The 21,298-nt window shown below is 65.0% G+C and carries 19 protein-coding genes; 8 read left to right on the top strand and 11 right to left on the bottom strand.

All coding sequences use genetic code 11. The features are described 5' to 3' along the window. Positions 1-99: 99 nt before the first annotated feature. Positions 100-1,629, bottom strand: a complete 1,530-nt coding sequence (locus tag OCU_RS31595) for a CoA-acylating methylmalonate-semialdehyde dehydrogenase (protein ID WP_014379501.1) — start codon at positions 1,627-1,629, stop codon at positions 100-102. A gap of 253 nt (positions 1,630-1,882) precedes the next feature. Here OCU_RS31595 and OCU_RS31590 point away from each other — a divergent pair, with 253 nt between their 5' ends. Continuing rightward, a complete protein-coding gene (locus tag OCU_RS31590; RefSeq protein ID WP_014379500.1) occupies positions 1,883-3,289 on the top strand; it encodes an adenylate/guanylate cyclase domain-containing protein in 1,407 nt (468 codons plus the stop codon). Between the two features lie 76 nt (positions 3,290-3,365). After that, on the top strand, positions 3,366-3,491 hold the full coding sequence (locus OCU_RS51770; RefSeq protein WP_263644111.1) for a hypothetical protein: 126 nt from the start codon (positions 3,366-3,368) through the stop codon (positions 3,489-3,491). Positions 3,492-3,612: 121 nt separating this feature from the next. Here OCU_RS51770 and OCU_RS31585 read toward each other — a convergent pair whose 3' ends face one another. Together OCU_RS31585 and OCU_RS31580 are read right to left on the bottom strand one after the other, a co-directional pair. Further along, the gene (locus OCU_RS31585; RefSeq protein ID WP_009953700.1) at positions 3,613-4,824 is read right to left on the bottom strand and encodes a cytochrome P450; all 1,212 of its coding nucleotides are present in this window, start codon (positions 4,822-4,824) and stop codon (positions 3,613-3,615) included. A 39-nt stretch (positions 4,825-4,863) separates the two neighbouring features. Beyond that, the gene (locus OCU_RS31580; RefSeq protein ID WP_009953698.1) at positions 4,864-6,117 is read right to left on the bottom strand and encodes a cytochrome P450; all 1,254 of its coding nucleotides are present in this window, start codon (positions 6,115-6,117) and stop codon (positions 4,864-4,866) included. 229 nt (positions 6,118-6,346) lie between these two features. On the opposite strand from OCU_RS31580, the gene OCU_RS31575 reads away from it, so the two are divergent. Next, entirely contained in the window at positions 6,347-7,303 is a 957-nt protein-coding gene (locus tag OCU_RS31575; RefSeq protein WP_014379499.1) for a hypothetical protein, read from the top strand. Between the two features lie 34 nt (positions 7,304-7,337). Continuing rightward, on the top strand, positions 7,338-8,405 hold the full coding sequence (locus OCU_RS31570; protein ID WP_225341449.1) for an NHL repeat-containing protein: 1,068 nt from the start codon (positions 7,338-7,340) through the stop codon (positions 8,403-8,405). A gap of 15 nt (positions 8,406-8,420) precedes the next feature. Here the strand turns inward: OCU_RS31570 and OCU_RS31565 are convergent, their stop codons facing one another. From OCU_RS31565 to OCU_RS31555, 3 genes are all read right to left on the bottom strand, one after another. Then, the gene (locus OCU_RS31565) at positions 8,421-9,581 is read right to left on the bottom strand and encodes a thiolase family protein (protein ID WP_009953694.1); all 1,161 of its coding nucleotides are present in this window, start codon (positions 9,579-9,581) and stop codon (positions 8,421-8,423) included. 302 nt (positions 9,582-9,883) lie between these two features. Further along, complete coding sequence (locus tag OCU_RS31560; protein ID WP_009953692.1) at positions 9,884-11,011, bottom strand: amidohydrolase family protein; 1,128 nt, start codon at positions 11,009-11,011, stop codon at positions 9,884-9,886. A 133-nt stretch (positions 11,012-11,144) separates the two neighbouring features. Further along, a complete protein-coding gene (locus OCU_RS31555; protein WP_372457228.1) occupies positions 11,145-11,333 on the bottom strand; it encodes a ferredoxin in 189 nt (62 codons plus the stop codon). A gap of 153 nt (positions 11,334-11,486) precedes the next feature. Between OCU_RS31555 and OCU_RS31550 the strand changes: the two genes are divergently transcribed. Continuing rightward, on the top strand, positions 11,487-12,323 hold the full coding sequence (locus OCU_RS31550; RefSeq protein WP_036396783.1) for an SDR family oxidoreductase: 837 nt from the start codon (positions 11,487-11,489) through the stop codon (positions 12,321-12,323). Then, the gene (locus OCU_RS31545) at positions 12,323-13,261 is read left to right on the top strand and encodes an alpha/beta hydrolase (RefSeq protein WP_009953686.1); all 939 of its coding nucleotides are present in this window, start codon (positions 12,323-12,325) and stop codon (positions 13,259-13,261) included. The genes OCU_RS31550 and OCU_RS31545 overlap by 1 nt, the downstream gene beginning before the upstream one ends. On the opposite strand, the gene OCU_RS31540 is transcribed toward OCU_RS31545, so the two are convergent. The 3 genes from OCU_RS31540 to OCU_RS31530 are packed head-to-tail and all read right to left on the bottom strand — an operon-like array spanning position 13,258 to position 17,293. Beyond that, positions 13,258-14,388, bottom strand: coding sequence for an acyl-CoA dehydrogenase family protein (locus OCU_RS31540; RefSeq protein ID WP_009953684.1), 1,131 nt, complete (start codon positions 14,386-14,388; stop codon positions 13,258-13,260). The two genes, OCU_RS31545 and OCU_RS31540, sit on opposite strands and share 4 nt — an antisense overlap. Positions 14,389-14,406: 18 nt before the next feature. After that, a complete protein-coding gene (locus OCU_RS31535; protein ID WP_009953683.1) occupies positions 14,407-15,606 on the bottom strand; it encodes an acyl-CoA dehydrogenase family protein in 1,200 nt (399 codons plus the stop codon). A gap of 16 nt (positions 15,607-15,622) precedes the next feature. Next, positions 15,623-17,293 carry a thiolase C-terminal domain-containing protein gene (locus OCU_RS31530; RefSeq protein WP_036396781.1) on the bottom strand — a complete coding sequence of 557 codons (1,671 nt, stop codon included), beginning with the start codon at positions 17,291-17,293 and terminating at the stop codon, positions 15,623-15,625. Between the two features lie 154 nt (positions 17,294-17,447). Here OCU_RS31530 and OCU_RS31525 point away from each other — a divergent pair, with 154 nt between their 5' ends. After that, on the top strand, positions 17,448-18,212 hold the full coding sequence (locus OCU_RS31525) for an SDR family NAD(P)-dependent oxidoreductase (protein WP_009953681.1): 765 nt from the start codon (positions 17,448-17,450) through the stop codon (positions 18,210-18,212). 12 nt (positions 18,213-18,224) lie between these two features. Beyond that, positions 18,225-19,019: an SDR family NAD(P)-dependent oxidoreductase gene (locus OCU_RS31520; protein WP_009953679.1), complete on the top strand. Its 795-nt coding sequence runs from the start codon at positions 18,225-18,227 to the stop codon at positions 19,017-19,019. Between the two features lie 41 nt (positions 19,020-19,060). Here the strand turns inward: OCU_RS31520 and OCU_RS31515 are convergent, their stop codons facing one another. Both OCU_RS31515 and OCU_RS31510 read right to left on the bottom strand, forming a co-directional pair. Then, positions 19,061-20,227 carry an acyl-CoA dehydrogenase family protein gene (locus OCU_RS31515; RefSeq protein ID WP_009953677.1) on the bottom strand — a complete coding sequence of 389 codons (1,167 nt, stop codon included), beginning with the start codon at positions 20,225-20,227 and terminating at the stop codon, positions 19,061-19,063. Positions 20,228-20,231: 4 nt separating this feature from the next. After that, positions 20,232-21,257 carry an acyl-CoA dehydrogenase family protein gene (locus OCU_RS31510; RefSeq protein ID WP_009953676.1) on the bottom strand — a complete coding sequence of 342 codons (1,026 nt, stop codon included), beginning with the start codon at positions 21,255-21,257 and terminating at the stop codon, positions 20,232-20,234. Positions 21,258-21,298 lie beyond the last annotated feature (41 nt).

Genomic DNA, 21,298 nt, shown 5'->3' with positions numbered 1-21,298 from the left:
CTGCCGGCCGGCTGCGGCGGCCGCCTCGACGGCCTCCGTCACCAGTTCGAGGTTGAAAGTTGCTCGGTTGATTGAAAGTGGTTACTTACAAGGGCTCGCCTAATTCATGGTCGGAATGCTGAATTCGGCGCCGTCCTTGATGCCGGACGGCCACCGCGACGTCACGGTTTTGGTCTTGGTGTAGAAGGTGATCGACGAGGGGCCGTGCTGGTTGAGGTCGCCGAAGCCCGAACGCTTCCAGCCGCCGAAGGTGTGGTAGGCCACCGGCACCGGGATCGGCACGTTGACACCGACCATGCCGACCTGCACGCGGGCGACGAAGTCGCGGGCGGCGTCGCCGTCGCGGGTGAAAACCGCCACGCCGTTGCCGTATTCGTGCTCGGACGGCAGCCGCAGCGCCTCCTCGTAGTCGTGCGCCCTTACGATGCACAGCACGGGACCGAAGATCTCGTCGGTGTAGATCGACATGTCCGGTGTGACGTGGTCGAACAGGGTGGGGCCGATGAAGAAGCCGCGTTCGAGGTTGGCGTCACCGAAAGCCAGGTCGTCGCTGGCGCGTTCGCGGCCGTCGATGACCAGTTCGGCTCCCGCGTCCACGCCCTGGGCGATGTAGTCGCGCACCCGCGCCACGGCGGCCTCGGTCACCAGCGGGCCGTAGTCGGCCTTGGGGTCCAGGCTGTGGCCCACGCGCAGGTTGTTGACCCGCTCGATCAGCCGGGCGCGCAGCCGGTCGGCGGTCTGGTCACCGACCGGGACCGCCACGCTGATCGCCATGCAGCGCTCGCCGGCGCTGCCGTAGCCGGCCCCGATCAGGGCGTCGACGGCCTGATCCAGATCGGCGTCGGGCATCACGATCATGTGGTTCTTGGCGCCGCCGAAGCACTGCGCACGCTTGCCGGTGGCCGCGGCCCCGGCGTAGATGTACTGGGCGATCTCGGAGCTGCCGACGAACCCGACCGCCTGGATGTCGGGGTGGTTCAGGATGGCATCGACGGCCTCTTTGTCGCCGTGCACCACCTGGAACACCCCGGGCGGCAGGCCCGCCTCCACAAAGAGCTCGGCCAGCCGCACCGGCACCGAGGGGTCCCGCTCGCTGGGCTTGAGCACGAACGCGTTGCCGCAGGCCAGCGCCGGGCCGGCCTTCCACAGCGGGATCATCGCCGGGAAGTTGAACGGGGTGATGCCGGCGACCACGCCCAGGGGCTGGCGCAGCGAGTAGACGTCGATGCCCGGGCCGGCGCCCTCGCTGTATTCGCCCTTGAGCAGGTGCGGGATGCCGATGCAGAACTCGATGACCTCGATGCCGCGCTGGATGTCGCCCTTGGCGTCGGCCAGTGTCTTGCCGTGCTCGCGGGACAGCAGTTCGGCCAGCTCGTCGTTGTGCTTGTTGACCAGCTCGATGAAGCGCATCATCACCCGCGCGCGCCGCTGGGGATTTGTTGCAGCCCAACCCTTTTGGGCCTCGACGGCCGATACCACCGCGGCATCGATGTCGGCCTGGCCGGCCATCGGCACCGTCGCCTGAACACCCCCGGTGCTGGGGTCGAAGACGTCAGCGCTGCGACCGGACTGCCCGGTGGTGCGCTGCCCATCGATGAAGTGCGGAATCAGCGTCGTGTGCGCAGTCATTCAGTCTTGTCCTGGCCTCGTCATGGGTTTTAACGTGCGCGAAGTTTGGATACCTACGAAGTAGAACAATTAATGCTGTTTATGGTAGTCGTTAGATGCGTTAAACGGAAGTGATGGTCTACCAGTGGAATCATCCTATCCTCCATGGCTGTCAATCCGGACTCCCGGGCGCAAAGCTGCAATTCGTCTTGGGCTCAGTTATGCGGCTGCGCTGACCTCCGCGCACCTCCTGGCCGCCGGCGCAGTCTCTTTGATGATCGTCTCGCTCACCCGTAACCGCGGCGGGGACCCCGGCATCCTCTCCAGCAGAAAGAACCTGATTGCTGTGTGCGGTCTGGTCGCAATCTCGGCAACCGTCGGTGGTGTGGCCGGTGTCTTGAATATGGTTCCGTCCTTCCGTTGGTTCGCCGATGGCGCCGAACCAACGCCCGCTCAACAGCGCGCGGCTATGCGCATAGCCGCCCGCCAGACCGTCGTCCAGTTCGGCATCTGGGCTGTCGGCGGCGCAGTGTTGGTTCTGGTCAACTTTCACGCCGGCGGCGCCGTCGCCTGCGTGATTGGTACCGCCATTCTGTTCGGGGGTGCGGCCACCGCCTCCATGGGCTATCTGATAACTCAACGCATCCTGCGGCCCATCCTGGCGGCGTCAATGAAGACCGCCGAACCCTCTAGCGAAATGCCGGGGGTACTTGCACGAGTGATGATTACGTGGGTCCTCTTTAGTGCATTACCCATCGCTGGAATCGCATTGATCGTCTTGTCGCGCTCCAACGGGTGGCTTGTGCCGAAGTCAGCGCCAATCGAAACACCGGTTCTGGTGCTCGCTGTGGCATCCCTCGCCTTGGGGTTTCGCGCGATGATCTTGGTTGCCCGGTCAATCTCGGACCCAGTTCGTGAAGTCGTCATCGCCATGACCGAGGTGGAGCACGGCCATGGCGGGGCGCTCGTCGAGGTGTATGAGCCCTCCGAAATCGGACGACTCCAGGTCGGATTCAACCGGATGGTGGCAGGCCTTGAGGAAAGGGAACGCCTCCGGGACCTCTTCGGGCGCCACGTGGGCGCAGACGTGGCACGCCAGGCACTTCAACACGATGGCTCCCTATCGGGTGACGTCCGCGATGTCGCCGTACTCTTCGTCGATCTGGTGGGGTCAACGGCGATCGCCGCCGGCCGGCGGCCCGAGGAAGTCGCGAGCATCCTGAACGACTTCTTCCGCATAGTGGTCGCGGCCGTGCACCAGCAGCACGGCCTGATCAATAAGTTCGAAGGCGACGCGGTCCTGGCCGTGTTCGGAGCACCCATCGACATTGATGAACCGGCTTCGGCGGCGCTCGCGACGGCACGCGCGCTCGGCACGGAACTGAGGGCGCTGCCACTGGTGGACTTCGGTATCGGAGTGGCCGCCGGTGCGGTATTCGCAGGCAATATCGGCGCGGAGAACCGCTACGAATACACGGTCATTGGAGACGCCGTCAACGAGGCCGCACGCTTGGCTGATCACGCCAAGCAATGGGACTCCAGAATTCTGGCGTCGGGTAGCGCACTCGCTCTAGCCCAGGTGTTGGAACGGGAGCACTGGGCAACGCGCGGTTCGGCGTGGCTTCGAGGCCGATCGGCAATGACCGAACTGGCCGAGCCGCTGTTCGATGATGTCGTTTAGCATTCGCTGGCCGGTCCGCTCACAGCAGGACCGCGCTATCAGCTCTCGCACATCGGCGTCGGCGGCGAGGAAGACAGTGGCGTCCCACCCGGCCATCACCCGATCGAACAACCACCCGCCGGCGTCGTCGTCCACCTCGATGACGCTGTGGGCAGCGACATCCAGCCGATACCTGATGTCCAGCCCGCCGGCGCGCGAGTGATCGACTTCGCCTCCCGCGCGCCCACCGAGATCGCCGTTATCTAACGATCGAGCAGCTATAGCTTTCCAACTCCATTGACGGAGGCGACATTCCCCTCCCCCTCGCTGTCGGGACTCATAGCTCACCGGGGAGCAGCGCAGACGTGGAGTTCTGCGTGCCGACGGACCAACAGGCTGTCCACCCACCGCGGTGCGCGATCCTCGTCGAGCGTGAAGCATCGGGTCTGCTCGAGGATTGCGCCGAGCACCGCACGGGCTTCGATACGCGCGAGAGCCGCCCCGACGCAGAAATGAATGCCGTGCCCGAAAGCGAGGTGACGTTTGGGGGATTCGCGCGTCAGGTCGATTCGGTCGGGGTGTTTGAACTGAGCGGGGTCGCGGTTCCCGGCCGCGAAGAGAAGCAACACCGTGGAGCCCGAGGCGATCTCGACGCCGCCGAGCGTGGTGTCTCGTGGCACGCTGCGCATCATTTGCCGAAACGGTGACTCGAGCCGCAGCGCCTCCTCGACGAAAACATCGATGTCCTGCGGCTTTTCGCGCAGCCGCTGTTGTAATCCGGGATTTTCAGCGAGCATCCCGACCGCATTGCCCAGCAGGCTGGTCGTGGACTCCCCGCCGGCGCTTAGCATGGTGTGCAGGATGATGGTGGCCTCCCCGATGCGCAAGGTGCCAGCATCCAGCGCCCGCCGAACCGCCAGCAGGATTCCCTCTTCTCCCCCCTCGCCGGTGCCCGCGATCTGATCGGCGATCCAGGCCTCGATAGTCTCGGTGCGCGCGACAAAAGTACTGAGCTCATCCATTGACATCGTGCCGCCCACCATCGTGGTGGAGTCAAAGGCCGCTTCCAATAGTTGCATGGGGTCGATGTCGCGAAAACCGATCAGCCTGGCCACCACGGTGATCGGCACCATGTTGCCGATCTTCGCCATGAAGTCGAAGCTGCCGTCATCTAGGGCTTGCTTGACTGCGGCCGCTGACAACGCGCGAATGTCGTCCTCCAGGGTGCGCATGCGCCGTGCCACTAATTCGGGGAAGACCGCGCGCCGATGCGTGGTGTGCACGGGCGGGTCCGCGGTCGCCAGCGTCGGCATGGCCGCCTCACCGAAATCGAGGCGCGCAGGCAGTCCATCCTGATCGCGGTAAAGCAGACAACGCATGATCGAGGAGAAATCCTCGGGCCGCGCGACCGCCTCCGACAACAGTGCGAAAGTGCTGATTGCGACGACGTCCGTACCAGGCACCATCCAGACCGGCGCCTGCTCCCGCAGCATCGCGTAGAAGGCGTAGGGGTTCTGCAGGACTGCCGGGTCTAGCAGCATCGATGCCGTCAACATCGTTATCTGTCCGCGTTCAACGGGAATTCCCCAGGGCCACTACGACACCCACGCTAGTTCGACCCGTTGCCACCCGTTGAGCAGCGCCGTCGGGTTGCGTTCCAGCGGCGCATCGGTCAATTTGAGGCGGTCGAGGTAGGGCAGCAGCCCGCCGATCGCCGCGCGCACTTCCTGCCCTGCCAGGTGAGCACCCAGACAAAAGTGGATGCCGTGACCGAAGGCCAGGCTTTTACCGGGAGGACGAGTGATCAAAAAACGATCGGGCTCGTCGAAGCGACGCGGATCGCGATTCGCGGCGGCCATGTGCAGAGCGATGATGGCCCCCTTCGGAATCGTCGTACCAGCGACGACGGTGTCTTCGGTCGCCTCCCGAAATGCGAACTGGATCGGCGTCGTCAGCCGGTTCGCCTCATCGACGGCGTTGGGCAACAACGACGGATCGTCGAGCAACAATTTGAGCTGGTCGGGGTTGGCCAGCAGTTCGACCACGGCATTGCCGATGAGGTTCGTGGTCGTCTCGTTGCCGGCGACCATGATGGTGATCGCCACCATCAATGTTTCGACGTTGCTCAGCGACTCGTTGTCGATCGCCGCGACCATCGCACTGACCAAATCATTCCTCGGCTCAACTCGCCTCGCTTCGATCAACGGCACGAAGTAGGTGCTGAACTCCTTGATCGTCGTCAACATCAACTCGTTGCGTTCGGCGGCACTGCTGAAATTGCCGCCGGCGGCGGCGGCGAAAGCGTCGGACCAGCACTTGGCGCGCCCGTACTCGCTTCGGTCGATACCGAGGATGTGGCAGATCATCTCCACCGGCAGTGGAATAGCCAGCCGCTCGACCAGGTCGAAGCTGGGAAGCTCGTCAATACCGCTTAGGCAGCGGTCGACGATCTTGGCGATCGCGTCAGCCATCTCCTTGATTCGAGGGGGTGTGAAACCCCTGCTCACGATTCTGCGTATCCGGGTGTGTTGAGGCGGGTCCGCGGCGGCGATGGTCTTGGCGGAGGCCATCTCGTTCATGTCGACGGGAATCCCCGCGGTCAGGGCCATGAGTCGCTCGATGACCTCGGGCTTCATCTCGGCATCCGCCGGTGCTGAATCTCCCTCGTAGGGGTTGGGACGGGACGAGAAAACAGCGGGATTGGATTGAACGGCCTTCACATCATCAAATCGCGATATCACCCAGATATTCGTACCGGTCCGGTAGACCGGAAACCGCTCTCGCAGCGCCGCGTAAACCGCTGGCAACTCGTCAGCGGGACCAGGCTTGAACGGGTCGAACTCCAGCACGCTTCCCTCCGTCGACAATGTCCCTCCTGTTCACTGGCGAACGCCTGCGAGCCATGTTGCAACCGGTCGATCAGCACTAAGCTACAAGGCTGTGTTCGCTATAGTAGGATGTCATTTCCCACTGAAGCAAGGACCGGTAGATTAAAAAGCACTCAACGTCATCCATCGCAGCACCGCTTGAGTGCTGACGTATCTCTGAGGAGATGAGAAAGTGTTCCCCGCCCACGTTATGGAGGTGGCAATCGCCTCGCCCGACGACCCGGGGCGATCTCGCACCGCCATTGGTCATGCTCTGAATTGGTGGAACTGCGCGAGCGGGCAGCGGACCCAGATTGCGTTAATTCCGTCAAGCGGGATCACCGACCGCTGCGACGCGTTCATCGCCCTCTTCGACCCGATGGGCCGCGATGTCGTTGAGGTGATGGGTGACGTAGAGCGCGCAAAGCGAGCCGGCAAGTTGGTACTCGTTTGGCTCATCGCCGAATCACCTTCGCACGGGCCCAGTTCGGACGACCAGAGTTGGCTTGACAACGTGACGCAGCGACTGACAAGGGAAGGGATCTGTCCGCGCTACATTGGTCATGGGGATGCTGACTTCGAGGGCCGCTTGCAAAGCGCGATTGCAGCCGATCTGACCGACGCCGATCTCGGCGCGCTGACCGTGGAATCCGAACGCATCGCATCGGCACGGCAAGTAAGGATCTACCGGACGCCAGTGGCGTTTCTTGGCCCGCAGATCTGGGCCGTGACAGTGGTGAATCACGGCACCTCTTTAGCCGTCGACCTACAGGTCTCGGTAGGCGCGGTCGACTCCAAAGGACGCGCTCGACCCGGCGGTGCCAAACGCTCGACGCAAGCGATCGCCGACGTCGTCGCCAAGCTGAGCACTGGTCCGTGGCCCGACGAGCATCACCCACTGCTCGAAAGGGGCGGGGCCTTACCAACTCGGCAGCCGGCGTTCCTAGCCAACCGGATGGACCTTGTTGCTGCCCACAACGCAGTGGACTTCCCGCGCTGGCTACGGCCAAACCAACACGCTTCCGCCCTTTATTCGTTGGAACCCAACGCTGCACCCGACGTGCGGATCAAGTTTGAAGACGATGCGGGCCAGGTGTGGTCCAGAGCGAACGACGCTGAACCCGAGAGGGTTTCGTCAATATCACGAAGTTCAGGCGAGCTGCGGTAGCGCTATCGCCGCCGAGTAGAGCGGAAGGCTCGTCGTGTCATCAGATACCCGCAGGCCCATTAGCATCCCCTCCTACGAGGTGGTCGGTGATTGGGCAGAACTGTCCGCCGTCCCGGGTGCCCCGTCCTGTTGGGTGCACAACGCTGTCGTCGCCACCGACGGTGGCGAGATCATCAGTTTCCACGCCGGGCGACTCGTCGCGTTCGACACCGGAGGCCGTCTGCTCCGCGTGGTCGACACAGACCTCACCGAAGGCCATGGCATCACTCTCGTGCGCGAGGGCGATGACGAACTCCTCTGGGTGAGCGATCCAGGGTTCGTGTTCAGCTGCGGCGCCGACGACGGAGACCCCGACTGGACTCCGATGTTCGGCAAGGGAGTCCGCTGCCAGACCCGGGCACCCCGAGTGGTGAAGATGACCGTGGACGGTCAGATCCGGTCCGAGTTGCCTGTGCCCCAACAGAATCCGGACATCCCCGCCGGCCCGATGGGACCGTATTGTCCGTGTGGTTGCGCTGTGGACGAGGAGCGGTTCGGTGGAACGGGCGACATCTGGGTGGCGGACGGATACGGGTCAGGTGTCGTGCACCGCTTCGACAAGCAGGGAAACCATCGGTCGACGCTGACCGGTGAGGAAGTCGGCCAACGACTCGCATGTCCACACGCAATTTTCATCGATCGCCGCAAAACGGTCCCTGAGCTCTACGTTGCCGACCGAGTCAACACCCGCGTGCTGGTCTACGATATCGGCGGCCGCTATCTGCGGTCCTTCGGTGAACAGTTCCTCAACAGCCCCAGCGATTTTGCGCAGTGGGGCGACCTGCTGGTCGTCGCCGAGCTCTATGGGCGAGTGGCCGTACTCGATCCCGAGGACAATCTGCTGGGATACATCGGCGACGACCCCACTGCCGCCCCGGGGTGGCCGACCCGGCCGGGCTGGCCCAACACGCTCGCCGGCGATGGGCGTACGGAGATACCGCACCTGCCCAGCCACGATCGCTTCAACTCCCCGCACGCTGTCGCAACGGACCCCGACGGAAATCTCTATGTGTCTGAATGGCTTTTGGGCGGCCGTTACACCAAGCTCACCGTCCAGCGCTGAGCGTTCGGGCTCGAGTTAGATCCGTTCGACGACCATCGCTGAGCCCATCCCTCCCCCGGCGCACATCGCCACCACCCCGATGCGCGAATCGCGGCGTGCGAGTTCATGAACGATCGACACCACCATCCGAGCGCCAGTCGCCGCGATGGGGTGGCCAAGACTGATACCGCTGCCGTTCACATTCACGATTGACTCGTCCAATCCGAGGTCACGCGTGCACGCCACGGCCATCGTGGCGAACGCCTCGTTGATCTCGAAGAGGTCCACGTCGTCCACTGTGAGACCGCTGCGCCTGAGCGCCAACGGGATTGCGGTCACCGGGGCCATTCCGGTGTGTTCGACCTCCACGCCCACAGATGCCCAACCCCGGATCCGTGCCAGCGGTGTGAGGCCGCGACTGGACGCGAAGTCAGAGCCTCCGATAACCAGCGCGGCGGCGGCATCGTTGATGCCCGCAGAATTTCCGGCAGTAACGACCGCATCGGGTAGTTCCGGGTGCAGGACCTTCAGCCCGGCGAGCGCGTCGGGCGTGGTGTCTCGCGGGTGCTCGTCGGTGTCGAACACAGCTTCGCCGTGGTTGATTGGGACGGTGACGATCTCGTCATCGAAGTAGCCCTTGGCAATCGCGTTGAGCGCCCGCTGCTGTGAGCGTGCGGACCAGGCGTCGGCTTGCTCGCGGGTAACATGGTGGAGCCGGGCGGTGTTTTCACCGATGGTGACCGACATATCGAAAGCGGGAATGCCGGGGGCGTCGGGATGGCTCTGCGGCGACCATGGGGTTGGTTCTTGGGCACCTGGTGCCACCTTGGTCAGCCGCGGCATGGTGCTCGCGCTTTCCGTTCCACCGGCGACGATCACGTCTGCCATGCCGGCCATGATGGTGGCCGCCGCCAACTGCACGGCAGTGGCGCCCGAGGCGCAGTGCCGATTGATAGCCACCCCGGGCACGTTGGTCATGCAGAGGCGCACTGCGATGTTGCGCCCGATCACCCCTCCGCCCTGCAGGGACTCCGCGAGCAACAGGTCGTCGAGGTCAGCCACGGAGATCTGTGACCGTTCGACGGCCGCGGTAACGGCGACCTCGGCGAGTTCGTAGGCGTCGACTGACGTCAGGGATCCCTTGCGGGCCCTGCCGATTGGTGTTCTAGCGGCCGAGAGTATGAGCGCGTCAGGCATTGTTGTCGCTTCCGTCGAAGGTTGGGTGCGGCGGTTGATCGGTCATAAAGTCGCTGTCCGCTTCGCGCCGAGTAGGTCGGCGATGAGATCGCGCCGCAGGACCTTTCCGGTCGAGGTTTGCGGCAGCGCGTCGCGAATGACCACCGGCGTCTTCGAGCCACGCAGCCGGCATCGCAGTCGCTTTCCCCGTGTGAGGTCAATCATTCGGTCACCTTTCATCATGCGCAGATGAGCACGCCCGCGGTATCCGAGCTGGCACGGGTAAACGGCGCGGTTGCCGGGTCGTCACGAGCCGGCCGGGTTTAGACCCAGAAGTTGTACAGGGCCCGGGCGTTGAGTTCGACGATCTTGCGCGCTTCCTCGTCGGGTACGTCGACCAGGTGTTCGGCGAGCAGCTTGCGGGTGTGTGGCCAGTTGGAATCCGAATGCGGGTAGTCGCTTTCGAACATGATGTTGTCCACACCGATGCGGTGACGCTGCTCGATCCCGGACCGGTCGGAGATGAAGCACCCGTAGATGTGCTCGCGGAACAACTCCGAGGGCAACTTGTCGGCGTTGATGTTGCACCAATACTTGTGCCGGCCGAACGAGTAGTCGATGCGCTCCAACAGATAAGGCATCCATCCGATACCGCCCTCGGACAGCGCGACCTTGAGTTTGGGGAACTTGTAGAACACCTCCGACATCAGCAGGTCGACGGTGGCCATCATCGAATTCAATCCGAACAATGCGATGCCGATGAACAGGTCGCCGTCGGGGGCGAGCCCCTGCGGCATCCCACCGGAGCCGAAGTGCATGGACAGCGGCAGTTCCGCTTCCTCGCAGATGCGCAGCAGCGGATCCCAGTGGTCGGTGTGAAACGACGGCAGTCCGATCTTGTGCGGCGCCTCGATGAACGAGATGGATTTCGCGCCCTTGGCCGCGGTGCGCTCGACTTCGGCGACCGAGGCCTCGACATCCCAGAACGGAACCATCATCAGTGGGATCTGACGTTCCGGGGCGTAGCCGCACCATTCGTCGAGGATGAAGTCGTTGTAGGCGCTGATGCACAGTTTGGCGAAGTCCTTGTCCTTGGCCTTGTGAAATGTGCTGCCGGCGAATCCGCCGAAGTTGGGGAAACACAGCTGCGCCCACACGCCCTCGGTGTCCATGTCCTTGATGCGGTCGGCGATTTCATGACATCCGGGCAACATGTCGTCGTAGCTGCGCGGGTCCATGCCGAAGTCGCGTGGGTGCTTGCCCGCAACGGCGTTGAGGGCAAAGTTGCCGGACTGGCTGCCCTCGTAGAGCCAGGTGTCGTTGCCGTCGGGCAGCTTGACGATGCGCGGAGCCACGTCGGCGTACTTGGCGGGGACGCGGTCCAGCCACACTCGGGGGTGCTCGATGACGTGGTCGTCGACGGAAATGATCTTGGCGTCGTCGGGCAGCATTAAGGACTCCTCATGGCACAGACGGATAAACAAGCTCGCAGTCAGCTGTAAGGCAGACTTCCCTCAGAGTAGAACGATAAGTTCGTATTCTGCAACGTTCGTGTGCGATGTAGCGTTGCAACAAGCGCTGAGGTCAGTCCGCAGGTAGTCGCAATGCCTGCTTAGGGCAGGCAATCACCGCGTCAGTGACGGCGGACTCCACCTCGGGTGCCGGTTCCGGAAACAGGATCTCGACGACGTCGTCATCGATAAGTTCGAATACTTCGGGCGCCGCTAGCACGCATAATCCATTGGCTTCACAGAGATCGGGCTCGAAAGTCACCTTCACAAGTCGAGTAGACCATCACATTCTTTCTAGGACAACTAGGGTTTCCTCCATCGCATATTTTAAGTTGCTTTTATGGCACACTACGGCTTGTCGGCGGATTCGTCGGCCAGCGGGGCCGATGGTGATCCACCGATGGAGAGGAGCCGGATGACTGTGAACAACGTCCTGGTGATCACCGGGGGTGCGGGCGGCATGGGGCTGGCCTGCGCCCGCGCGCTGGCCGATCGTGGCCGCCTGCTGCTCGTGGACATGCGCGAGGATCTACTCGACCAGGCGCGCAAGGCGCTGACTGGGCACGGGGCCGACGTCGAGACGCTGCGCTGCGACGTGACCTCCCCCGCCGATGTCGCCGCGGTCGCCGATCGGGTACGCGAGCTCGGGCGTCTGCGCTGCCTCGTGCACACCGCGGGTGTCTCACCGGAAATGGCCGGTGCGGCGACGGTGCTCGACGTGGACCTGGCCGGATCGGTTCGAATCACCGACGCCTTGCTCCCGTTGGTCAACCCGGGGAGCTCCGCGATCCTGATCGGATCGATCGCCGGATACAGTGACGTCCCCGCGGGCGTCGAGCCGTTGCTGGACGATCCGCTGGCCGAAGGGTTCTTCGCCACGATCGAACAGGCCATGGGCCAAGAGCTCGACAGTGCCACGGCCTACGTCCTGGCCAAACGCGGCGTGGTCCGGCTAGCAGAACGGCTGGCCACGCCGTGGGGCAAAAGGGGCGGCCGCACCGTCGCGATCTCACCCGGCCTGATCGACACACCGATGGGCAGGCTGGAACTGGATCGTCAGCAGATCATCCCGGTCATGATCGACGTGACCCCGGTCAAGCGCCCAGACCGACCGCTGCCCGGGCGTCCCGAGGACATCGCCGCCGCGGTGGCCTTCTTGGAGTCCGACGCCGCGGGGTTCATCTCCGGCTGCGACATCCGCGTCGACGGTGGTCTCGTAGGCGCGGGCAAGCACCTGATGGGTGTCGGTTAATGGCGACGATCAAAGCCACCTGGATCGACCCGGAGATAAACGAAAGTTTGGATGGATTCCCCGATTTCGACTTCTCCATCGACACGCTTCCGGCCATGCGCGCCGGATCGATGTTCGAGCCGCAGTCCGCGCCCGACATCGAGCGCCTCGAGCTGACCACCGAACGCGATGGCGTCGCTCTGTCGCTGCTACGACCCGTCGAAGCCGCGGCCGAGCCGCCCGTCCTGTTCTGGATGCACGGCGGCGGGATGGTGATCGGTAACCGGCACATGGACGATGCCCGCCTGATCGAGTGGTGCCGCTGGTTGGGTTGCGTCTGCGTCAGCGTCGAATACCGGCTGGCACCCGAATCGCCTTACCCCATGCCGCTGGACGACTGCGAGGCCGGGCTGCGCTTCCTCTTTGAACACGCCCATGAGCTAGAGGTCGACCCGCAGCAGGTCGGTATCGCCGGACGCAGTGCCGGCGGGGCACTGGCGGCGGGCCTGTCGCTACGGTGGCGCGATAATGTAAACGCCCCCTTGGCATTTCAATACCTGGAATATCCGATGCTCGATGACCGCGGCCGCACCGAGTCGAGCCAGCTCGAAGGATTGCCGGTGTGGACCCGGGAATCCAACGCGTTCGGCTGGCGCAGCTATCTCGGCGACCGGTATCGCACCGAAGACGTGCCAGAAGATGCGGCGCCTGCGCGGGCGACCGAATTAAAAGGTCTGCCAGCGACTTTCATCGCCGTCGGCACGGCTGACTGCTTGCGCGATGAGTCGATCGATTTCGCCGCGCGACTATCCCGGGCGGCGGTGCCCACCGAACTGCATGTCTACTCAGGCGCTGTGCATGGCTTCGACATGTTCGCCGACACCGCCGTGGCGCGAACCGCGGCACGCGACAGCGCGGACTGGTTGGCCCGCCAGTTCGGCCGGCGAACGGTTGCCTAGGCGGTAGCCGTTTCCAGCACCGCCGCGAGCCGCTCGTGGTGCAGATAAGGATCACCGAACAGGACCTGGTTCGCCTTGGCCCGACGATGGTAGAGATGCAGGTCGTGTTCCCAGGTGAAGCCGATACCACCGTGCACCTGAAGGGCCTCACTGGTCAGAGCGGCGATCGCCGAAGAGGTGTACGCCTTTGCGACGCTGGCGGCTTCCTCGGCATCATCCGCCTCGGCGGCCACGGCCATCGCGGCGTAATAGGTCGCGGCCTTCGAAGCTTGCAGCCACATCCGCATCGTCGCGCACTTGTGTTTGACCGCCTGGAAGCTACCGATGGGGCGACCGAACTGGACCCGCAGCTTTGCGTACCGGACAGTCATCTCCAGCACGGCCTCACCGACACCGATATTGTCAGCGCTGACAAGTACTGCACCACAGCGATTTTGGTGTGCAACCGCCGTTTCCGCAGCGTCGCCTGCGTGCAGCAGCGCCGATGGCGGCACCGCAACATCGTCGAACACGACCTCGTCGAGGCGCCGGGTGATGTCGAGGGTGTGCTGGCGCCGCACACCGATTCCTGCGGACCGTCGGTCGACAAGGAATTGCGCCACGCGGCCTCCCAGCTGGGCGGTGACCAGAATCCAGCCCGCGGCGTCGGCGTCTTGCACCGCGACCTTGATGCCGCTCAGCCGGAAGCCCCCGGCATGTTCGGCAGCCACCGCGCACACTCCGTCGGCGTCCCACGGCTGGCGCGACTCCGCGAAGGCCCACGCTGCGACGCCCCGGGCACTTGCCAGTAGCGGCAATATCTCCGAACACAGGTCGTCGCGTCCGGATTGTGAGATCGCCACTGCCGCGAGGGTATTACCGATGAGCGGGCCCGGCTGCACCGTCCTGCCGTGTTCCTCGGCGATCAGCGCGACGTCCACCAGATCGCGCCCCAAACCGTCATATTGCTCGGCGATGAGTAAGCCGGCCCACCCCAGTTCCGCGCCCAACTGCCAAACGCGCTCGTCGTAGCCGCGCTCATCGGAATCGGCGAGTTCGCGCACACGACTGATCAGCGATTCGCGCGCCAGGAACTTGCGGCTGCTTTCCACGAGCATCCGTTGTTCATCACTCACGGTGAAATCCACGACTTACCTCCGAAGACGTCAAGAACCGCGCGGTTCCCTGGGCAGTCCAAGCGAACGCTCGGCGATCATGTTGCGCAACACCTCATTGGCGCCACCGGCGATCGTCAGAGCCCGCGAATAAAGGAATGCGTCCTGCCACCAACCGCCCGCGATCGCCTCGGGGTCGTCTTCGGTGAGCAGCGCATCGGTGCCCTGCAGCCCGAGCCCGAACTCGGTGAGCGCGAGATTGGTCTCGCTGTAGAGCACCTTGGCCAAAGGAGCATCGCCGGGATCGGAATCGCCACTCAACGCGCGCGACAAGTTGTACTGGCCCAGCCGAACGCTGACCCGCGCGGCCGCGTACAGCCGGCCGATGTCTTGGCGGACCGTATCGTTGTCCAGCGCTGGGCCGGATCCGCGCCGCAGCGACCGCGCCATCACCACGGCGTCACGTACCGCACGCACCTGGATGATGCCCGCGGTGCCCACACTGGAGCGCTCCTCAACGAGACTCGTGGTCGCGACCTTCCAGCCTTGGTCGACTTCGCCGAGCACATTGTTCGCAGGTATCCGTACACCATCGAAGAAGACTTCGTTGAAGTCGCTGGTGCCGGTGATCTCGCGCAGCGGCCGCACGTCGACGCCCGGGCTCGTCATGTCCAGGACGAACGCGGTTATGCCGGCATGCTTGGGTACATCGGGGTTTGTTCGGGCCAACAGGTAGCCGAGTTGGGCGTGCTGGCCGTTGGTGGTCCAGACCTTTTGACCGTCGACGACGAAGTCATCGCCGTCGCGACGCGCGCGCGTGGTCAGGCTCGCCAGGTCGCTGCCCGCGCTGGGTTCGCTGAATAGTTGGCACCAGATGTCTTCGCCGGTCCGGATCCGGGGCAGGTAGCGCCTCTGCTGGTCGGGGCGCCCGCAGTGGATGAGGGCCGCGGCGGCCAGCAGGCCGGCACCGATCGGCGTGGGTACCCGAGCCCGCGCCATTTCTTCGCCGACGACCGTCGCGCGCAGCGCATCTTTGGTGCCGGCACCGCCCCATTCGGTGGGCCAGTCAGCGCCCACATACCCGGCCTCAAACAGCTGGGCGGTCCACGTCCGCAGGGCGGGAATGTCTTCGGCGTCGGGTGCGCGCACCCCGGCTTTACCCAGTGTGCGCACCCGCGGGCGGTGCTGCTCGAGGAAACTTCGGACCTCGGCGCGGAAACTCTCGATCTCCGGATCCTGTTGCAGCTTCATCCGTCCGTCCTGCGCATCAGTTCTCCCGTCTCAGCAGCAGCGCTCCACCGGGCGTACCACCGCCGGTAGTGACGACCGCAACCTGTGCGTTGGCGACCTGTCGCCCGGCCGCCTCGCCACGCAGTTGCGCGATGGCCTCGGCCAAGAAGCCGAAGCCGTGGGTCCGTCCGGCAGACAACTGACCGCCGTGGGTATTCAGCGGTAACTTCCCGTCCAGCGCGATCGTGGTTCCGCCGTCGAGAAAATCCGCGGCCTCGCCGACACCGCAGAACCCGAGCGCCTCCAGCCACGAGACGGCGTTGAAGGTGAACCCGTCGTAGAGCTCGGCGACGTCGACATCGTCGGGCCGCAGGCTGGTTCTGGTCCACAGGTGTTTCGCGGGACCAAACACCTGCGGTTCGTGCGTGAGAGTGTCCTGGTCCCAAGAGATCCGGTCGAGCACCTGGGTTCCGACCGCTTCAACCAGCACCGGCGGTTTCGGCCGATCCGCCGCGGTGTCAATCGATGACACGACCACCGCGATCGCCCCGTCGCACGGCACGTCGCAGTCGTAGAGGCCGAACGGCGAGCTGATCATCCGTGCTGACAGATAGTCGTCCAGGGTGAGGCGATCGCGGTAGATCGCGGCCGGATTGCGCGACGCGTTCGCCCGCGCCGTCAGGGCGATGGGGGCCAGCGTCGAGGCGCGGTCACCACCGTAGCGCCAGAAGTAGTGCGAGGCGTTGACCCCGATCCAGTTGGCTGCCGACATCGCGCCGAACGGCGCGCGCCACTCGAACATGCCCGACGCCCGGCTTTCCCCTCCCGCGGACTTCGCGCGCCTGGCCAGGGCGGTATGGGTCGATTCCCAGACTGTCCGAAAGCACAACACGTGCCGGCACAGTCCGGCGGCGACGGCGAGCATGGCGGCCACGACGCAGCCGCTGGGCCCGGGGACTTCGGCCCCACCCGCAATCCAGGTGGGCCGGATGCGCAATGCCTCCTCGACCGCGGTGACCCCGCCCTCCGACATCCCCCCGGCAAGTCCGCCCGGATAGGTGGCCAGGCCGTCGATGTCGGCCAGGTCTAGGCCGGCGTCGGCCACGGCGCGCAGGCACGCCGTCACGGTCAGCGACAACGGATCGACCATGAGGCGACGCCCGATCGTCGAGCTCCCGACCCCGGTCAGCGCCACCTTGTCTTCGAACTTGCGAGTGGACGACATGGGCCGCACGTCGCGACTGAGATCACCGGGCCCTGGGACCGGGCCGGCATCGGCGGCCTCGGAATCCGGTTCGAACAGTGGAATCCAGATGTCGTCCTGCCGCTCGAAAATTACTTTGACCTGCAGACCGATAGCGACGTGTTCGGGGTCGCAGCCGACGATGTTCGTGGTGAGCCGCGCCGAGGGGTCTTCGGCGAGGGCGACGACCGCGACGACGTAGGGCGGCGGGAGGCGGGGCAGCCACTGCTGATGATTCACGGTAAAACCGGCGACCGTCGCGCGTCCCGATACCGGCGTCATCGCAACCTCGTCACCGCGGCAGTGCGGACAGATCGGACGCGGCGGGTGGTGGTACCGGCCGCACGCTTGGCACTGGGCAATCCTGAGCCGGCCATCGGCGCCACTCGTCCAGAACGGCTCGGAGCTGATGCTCGGTTGCGGCAGGGGCCGCACAACCGGCTCGGCGGGGCCGGGCTCTGTCATCACACCTCCGGTGGTAACCGACGAACAACCACCACGAACCGTAACAGATTTCGAATACATCACCCGCTGTTTAAGTAGAGCGTCACTCTACTTATGTGTACGGTGATGACCTCATAGGAGGACAACCGATCATGACAGCAGATAGGGGGTTGGCGTGAAGGTCAAGGGCAGCGGCGCGGTGGTCGTCGGCGGCGCCTCGGGCATGGGACGGGTGACCGCGGAACGGCTGGCAGAGCAGGCTGCACGAGTCGCCGTGCTGGACCTGCCGACGTCGGATGGAGCCACTGTCGCCAAGGAGCTGGGCGCCGGCGCGTCGTTTCACCCCTGCAACGTGACCGACAGCGACGGCGTGGAGACTGCGCTGGAAGCGGCCGTCGAAGACCTGGGTGCCCTGCACGTCGCGATCAACACCGCAGGTGGCGGGGTCTCGGCACGCACGCTGTCTAAGAGCGGGCCTCACTCCCTGGACGCCTTCCGGTCCGTGATCGAGCTCAACCTGATCGCGACCTTCAACCTGAACCGGTTGCAGGCCTGGCACATGAGTCGCAACGAACCCGACGACGAGGAACGCGGTGTGATCGTCAACACCTCCTCGATTGCGGCATTCGAAGGGCAAATCGGCCAGGTCGCCTATAGCGCCGCGAAGGCTGCGATCGCCGGAATGGTATTGACCATGGCGCGTGATCTCGGCAGCCTGGGCATCCGGGTTACCGCCATCGCGCCGAGCCTGTTCGCGACCGGGATTACCTCACGAATTCCGGAGAAAATGGCCGGTGAGCTGACCCGCGACGCGGCCTTCCCGCGTCGGATGGGCCGGCCCGATGAGTACGCCGCGCTGGCGCTCTCCATCGTCGAGAACCAGATGCTCAACGGGTCGACCATCCGACTCGACGCCGGCCAACGGTTCGCACCGAAGTAGCCGGCGACCATCGTGGATCTTGGGTTCGCCGATGCCACCGCGGTGATCGCGGGAGGCACCCGCGGCATCGGGCTGGCGACCGCAGTGTGCCTGGCCAAACAGGGCGCGCGGATCGGCGTCATCGGCCGAGACGACACCCGGCTGAAGGAAACCGCCACGGCATTGTCGGACGCCGGCAGCCCGGAGGTGCTGACGTTGCCCGCGAATCTGACTTCGGCCTCCGACGTCGACAGCGCCTTTTCGACAGTTAGCGCACACTGGGGTGTACTCAACGTGCTGGTCAATGCCGCCGGGCCAATGGGGGCTGGTCGCTTTGAGGACCTGGGCGACGCTCAGTGGGCGGCGGCATTCGATGAGGGGGTGCTTTCCGCGGTTCGGTGTGTGCGTGCGGCGTTGCCGCTGCTGCGAGCCGCCGAGTGGGCCCGGGTGGTGAATGTGACGGCGATGTCGGTGCAGCACCAGTCTGCGGGTTTGGTGAGCTATACCGCGGCCAAGAGCGCACTACTCAGCGTGACGAAGAACCTCGCCCGCAGTCTCGCCAGCGATGCCATCTTGGTCAACGCCGTCGCCCCGGGTCCGATCCTCACCGACTGGGCACGGCCGGTGCTCACCTCCGCCGGAATCGCGACGGATGACCCCGTGGGTGCCTTCGGACTACTGGGACGCGGTCACGGCATGTCGGTGGATTTGGGTCGGCTCGGGCTGCCTCACGAGGTTGCCGCCGTCATCGCGTTCTGTGCCTCACCCGACAACACCTACATGACGGGCGCCCACCTCAATGTCGACGGAGGCAGCGACTTCCTTTGAGCGCGTTGCCTTCTCGGCGTATTGTCCGCGGGGGAGGCCCGTCAGCGCCGTGGACGGCTACGCGGAAACCCGAGGCGGTTTTCCACGATGAGGCTGCGCAGCACCTCGCTGGACCCGCCGTAGATCGTCGACGCGACGGCGCTGCGATAGTGCGCGTCCAGGGCGCCGTCCACAGCGCATTCCGGGTCGGTCCAGTCGATCATGCCCGCGGCCCCCGCTATGTCGACCGCCGCGGCCGATGCGCGCACGTAGCTTTCCGGCCCGAACAACGCCGATACCGGACCTGGCTTTTCGCCCTCGGCGTCGAGGAAGGCCACCCGCAAGTCCAGCAGGTCGGCCACCTGAGCTTCCATCGCCATGCGGGCCAGGCGCTCGCGGACCAGGACATCGTTGATCAGCTGAGCGCCGTCGGGACCGCGGTGCGTGCGGGCGAATTCCAGTGCATCATCGGCGACCCACGCCGTGCGCGAACCGGGGGCGACATTCTGCTCGGCCTCGAGCGCGGCCCGCATCACCGCGAAGCCTTCGTGCGCCTCACCTACTCGGTTCGCATCGGCGACTCGCACATCGTTGTAGAACACGATATTGGTGCGCTCGTGACCCATCGTGTGCACCGCCTGGATCTCGATACCGGGCGTGTCCAGCGGTACCAGCAGCATCGTCAGGCCACGCGGTCCCACCGATCCGCGTTGCGAGCGGGTAAGTAGAAAGCAGTAGTCGGCAAGATGGGCGAACGTCGTGAATATCTTCTGCCCGTTGACGATCCACTCATCCCCATCGAGCTGCGATCGGGTCGCGCAGGCGAACACATCCGAGCCCCCTGCGGGCTCGGTGTACCCCAGACAAATCAGAACCTCACCGGCGGCGACACCAGGCAGGACTCTGGCTTTGAGTTCCTCCGAACCGGTGGCGCGGATGGCGTTGGCCGGCAGCATGGTCGTACCAGGGCCCGCGGTCGGCACGCCACCCTTGCGCAATGCGTTCCACAGCGCGGCCACCTCGAACGGATCCAGCCCGGCACCACCTTCGGCGATCGGCCACCCCGCGGCAATCCAGCCGCGCTCCCCCAGCTTGCGGGTCAGCGCGCGATCAACGCCGTCGCCGGTGCGGCGCTCGTGCTCGATCACCTCGCGGGTGACATGCTCGGCGACGAATGCCTCTGCCTCGCGGCGGATTCGGGTCCAGTTCTCAGGTTCGCTGAAGTCCATCGAGTCACCAACCTCCGGTCGTCACGGGGCCGAACCGCCGGTCGGCGACAGTGAGGAGCTCGCGCCGCGGATCGGCGAACGCGGCCGCCCACGCTTTGGCCCTGCGGTAATACAGCTGAATGTCGTACTCCTCCATAAACCCGTATCCGCCGTGCACGTGCAGGCTGTGCGTCGTCGCGTGATAAGCCGTCTCGGCCGCGAACACGAACGCCATCGCCGCCAGCGCGCCGGCGTCCTCCTTCGCGGAATCCATTGCCCAACAGGCCTTACGGACCAGCAACTGGGCACCATCCAGGCCGGCAACCGCGTCGGCGAACGGATGCGCGACCGCCTGGTACATTCCGATCGGCTGGCCGAATGCCTCGCGCACGATCGCGTACCGGGAGCCGATCCCGACGGCCTCGGAGGCCAACCCGACCAGCGCGGATGCGCGTAGCACGCGTACTTCATCGATCGCGGTGTCGAAGATCGCGCGCGCCTCGCTGCCCTGGGCGAGGATCGTGGTTGCACCCGGGTCGTCCCAGCGGGACAGCGATAGTCCGCCGAGGTTGCGATGTCCAGTTTTGGACAAGCCTTCCGGGCGACTTATGTAGACCAGGGAGTCTCCGTCGTGCGCCAGCACGGCGTCCGCGATTGCGCCGTCGACCAAACACTGCTGCGTCACCGGGCCGGGCTGCGTGGCCAGTGACACGATGACAGATCCGCTGAGGACCGGCCCCAGCAATTCCTTCTCACGCAGCCGACCCAACGCCCGGGCCGCGGCGGCGGTCTCGGCGACCGGGATCGGGGCGAGGCGTCGACCGGCTTCCTCGGCAACCAGGGCCAATTCGAGGAGTCCGCCGCCCCCGCCCCCACAGTCCGAGGGGACCCCAATACCCAATGCGCCGATCTCGGCGTAGTGCCGCCAGAGCAGTCCGTCGAAGCCAGTGGCCTCCGCCCGCCGCACCCGCTCTGGGGTGGCCTGTTTTACGAACAAGGCCGCGAACGCGTCGCGGACCGCGCGCTGCTCCCGCGTGAGCGACAGATCCACCGATACCTCCTCCCAATCGCAAAGCCCTCGACAACGGCAAC

Source organism: Mycobacterium intracellulare ATCC 13950, from assembly GCF_000277125.1.
In the GTDB taxonomy this organism is placed as follows: Bacteria; Actinomycetota; Actinomycetes; order Mycobacteriales; family Mycobacteriaceae; genus Mycobacterium; species Mycobacterium intracellulare.
This window is presented reverse-complemented; position numbering and strand designations above follow the sequence as displayed.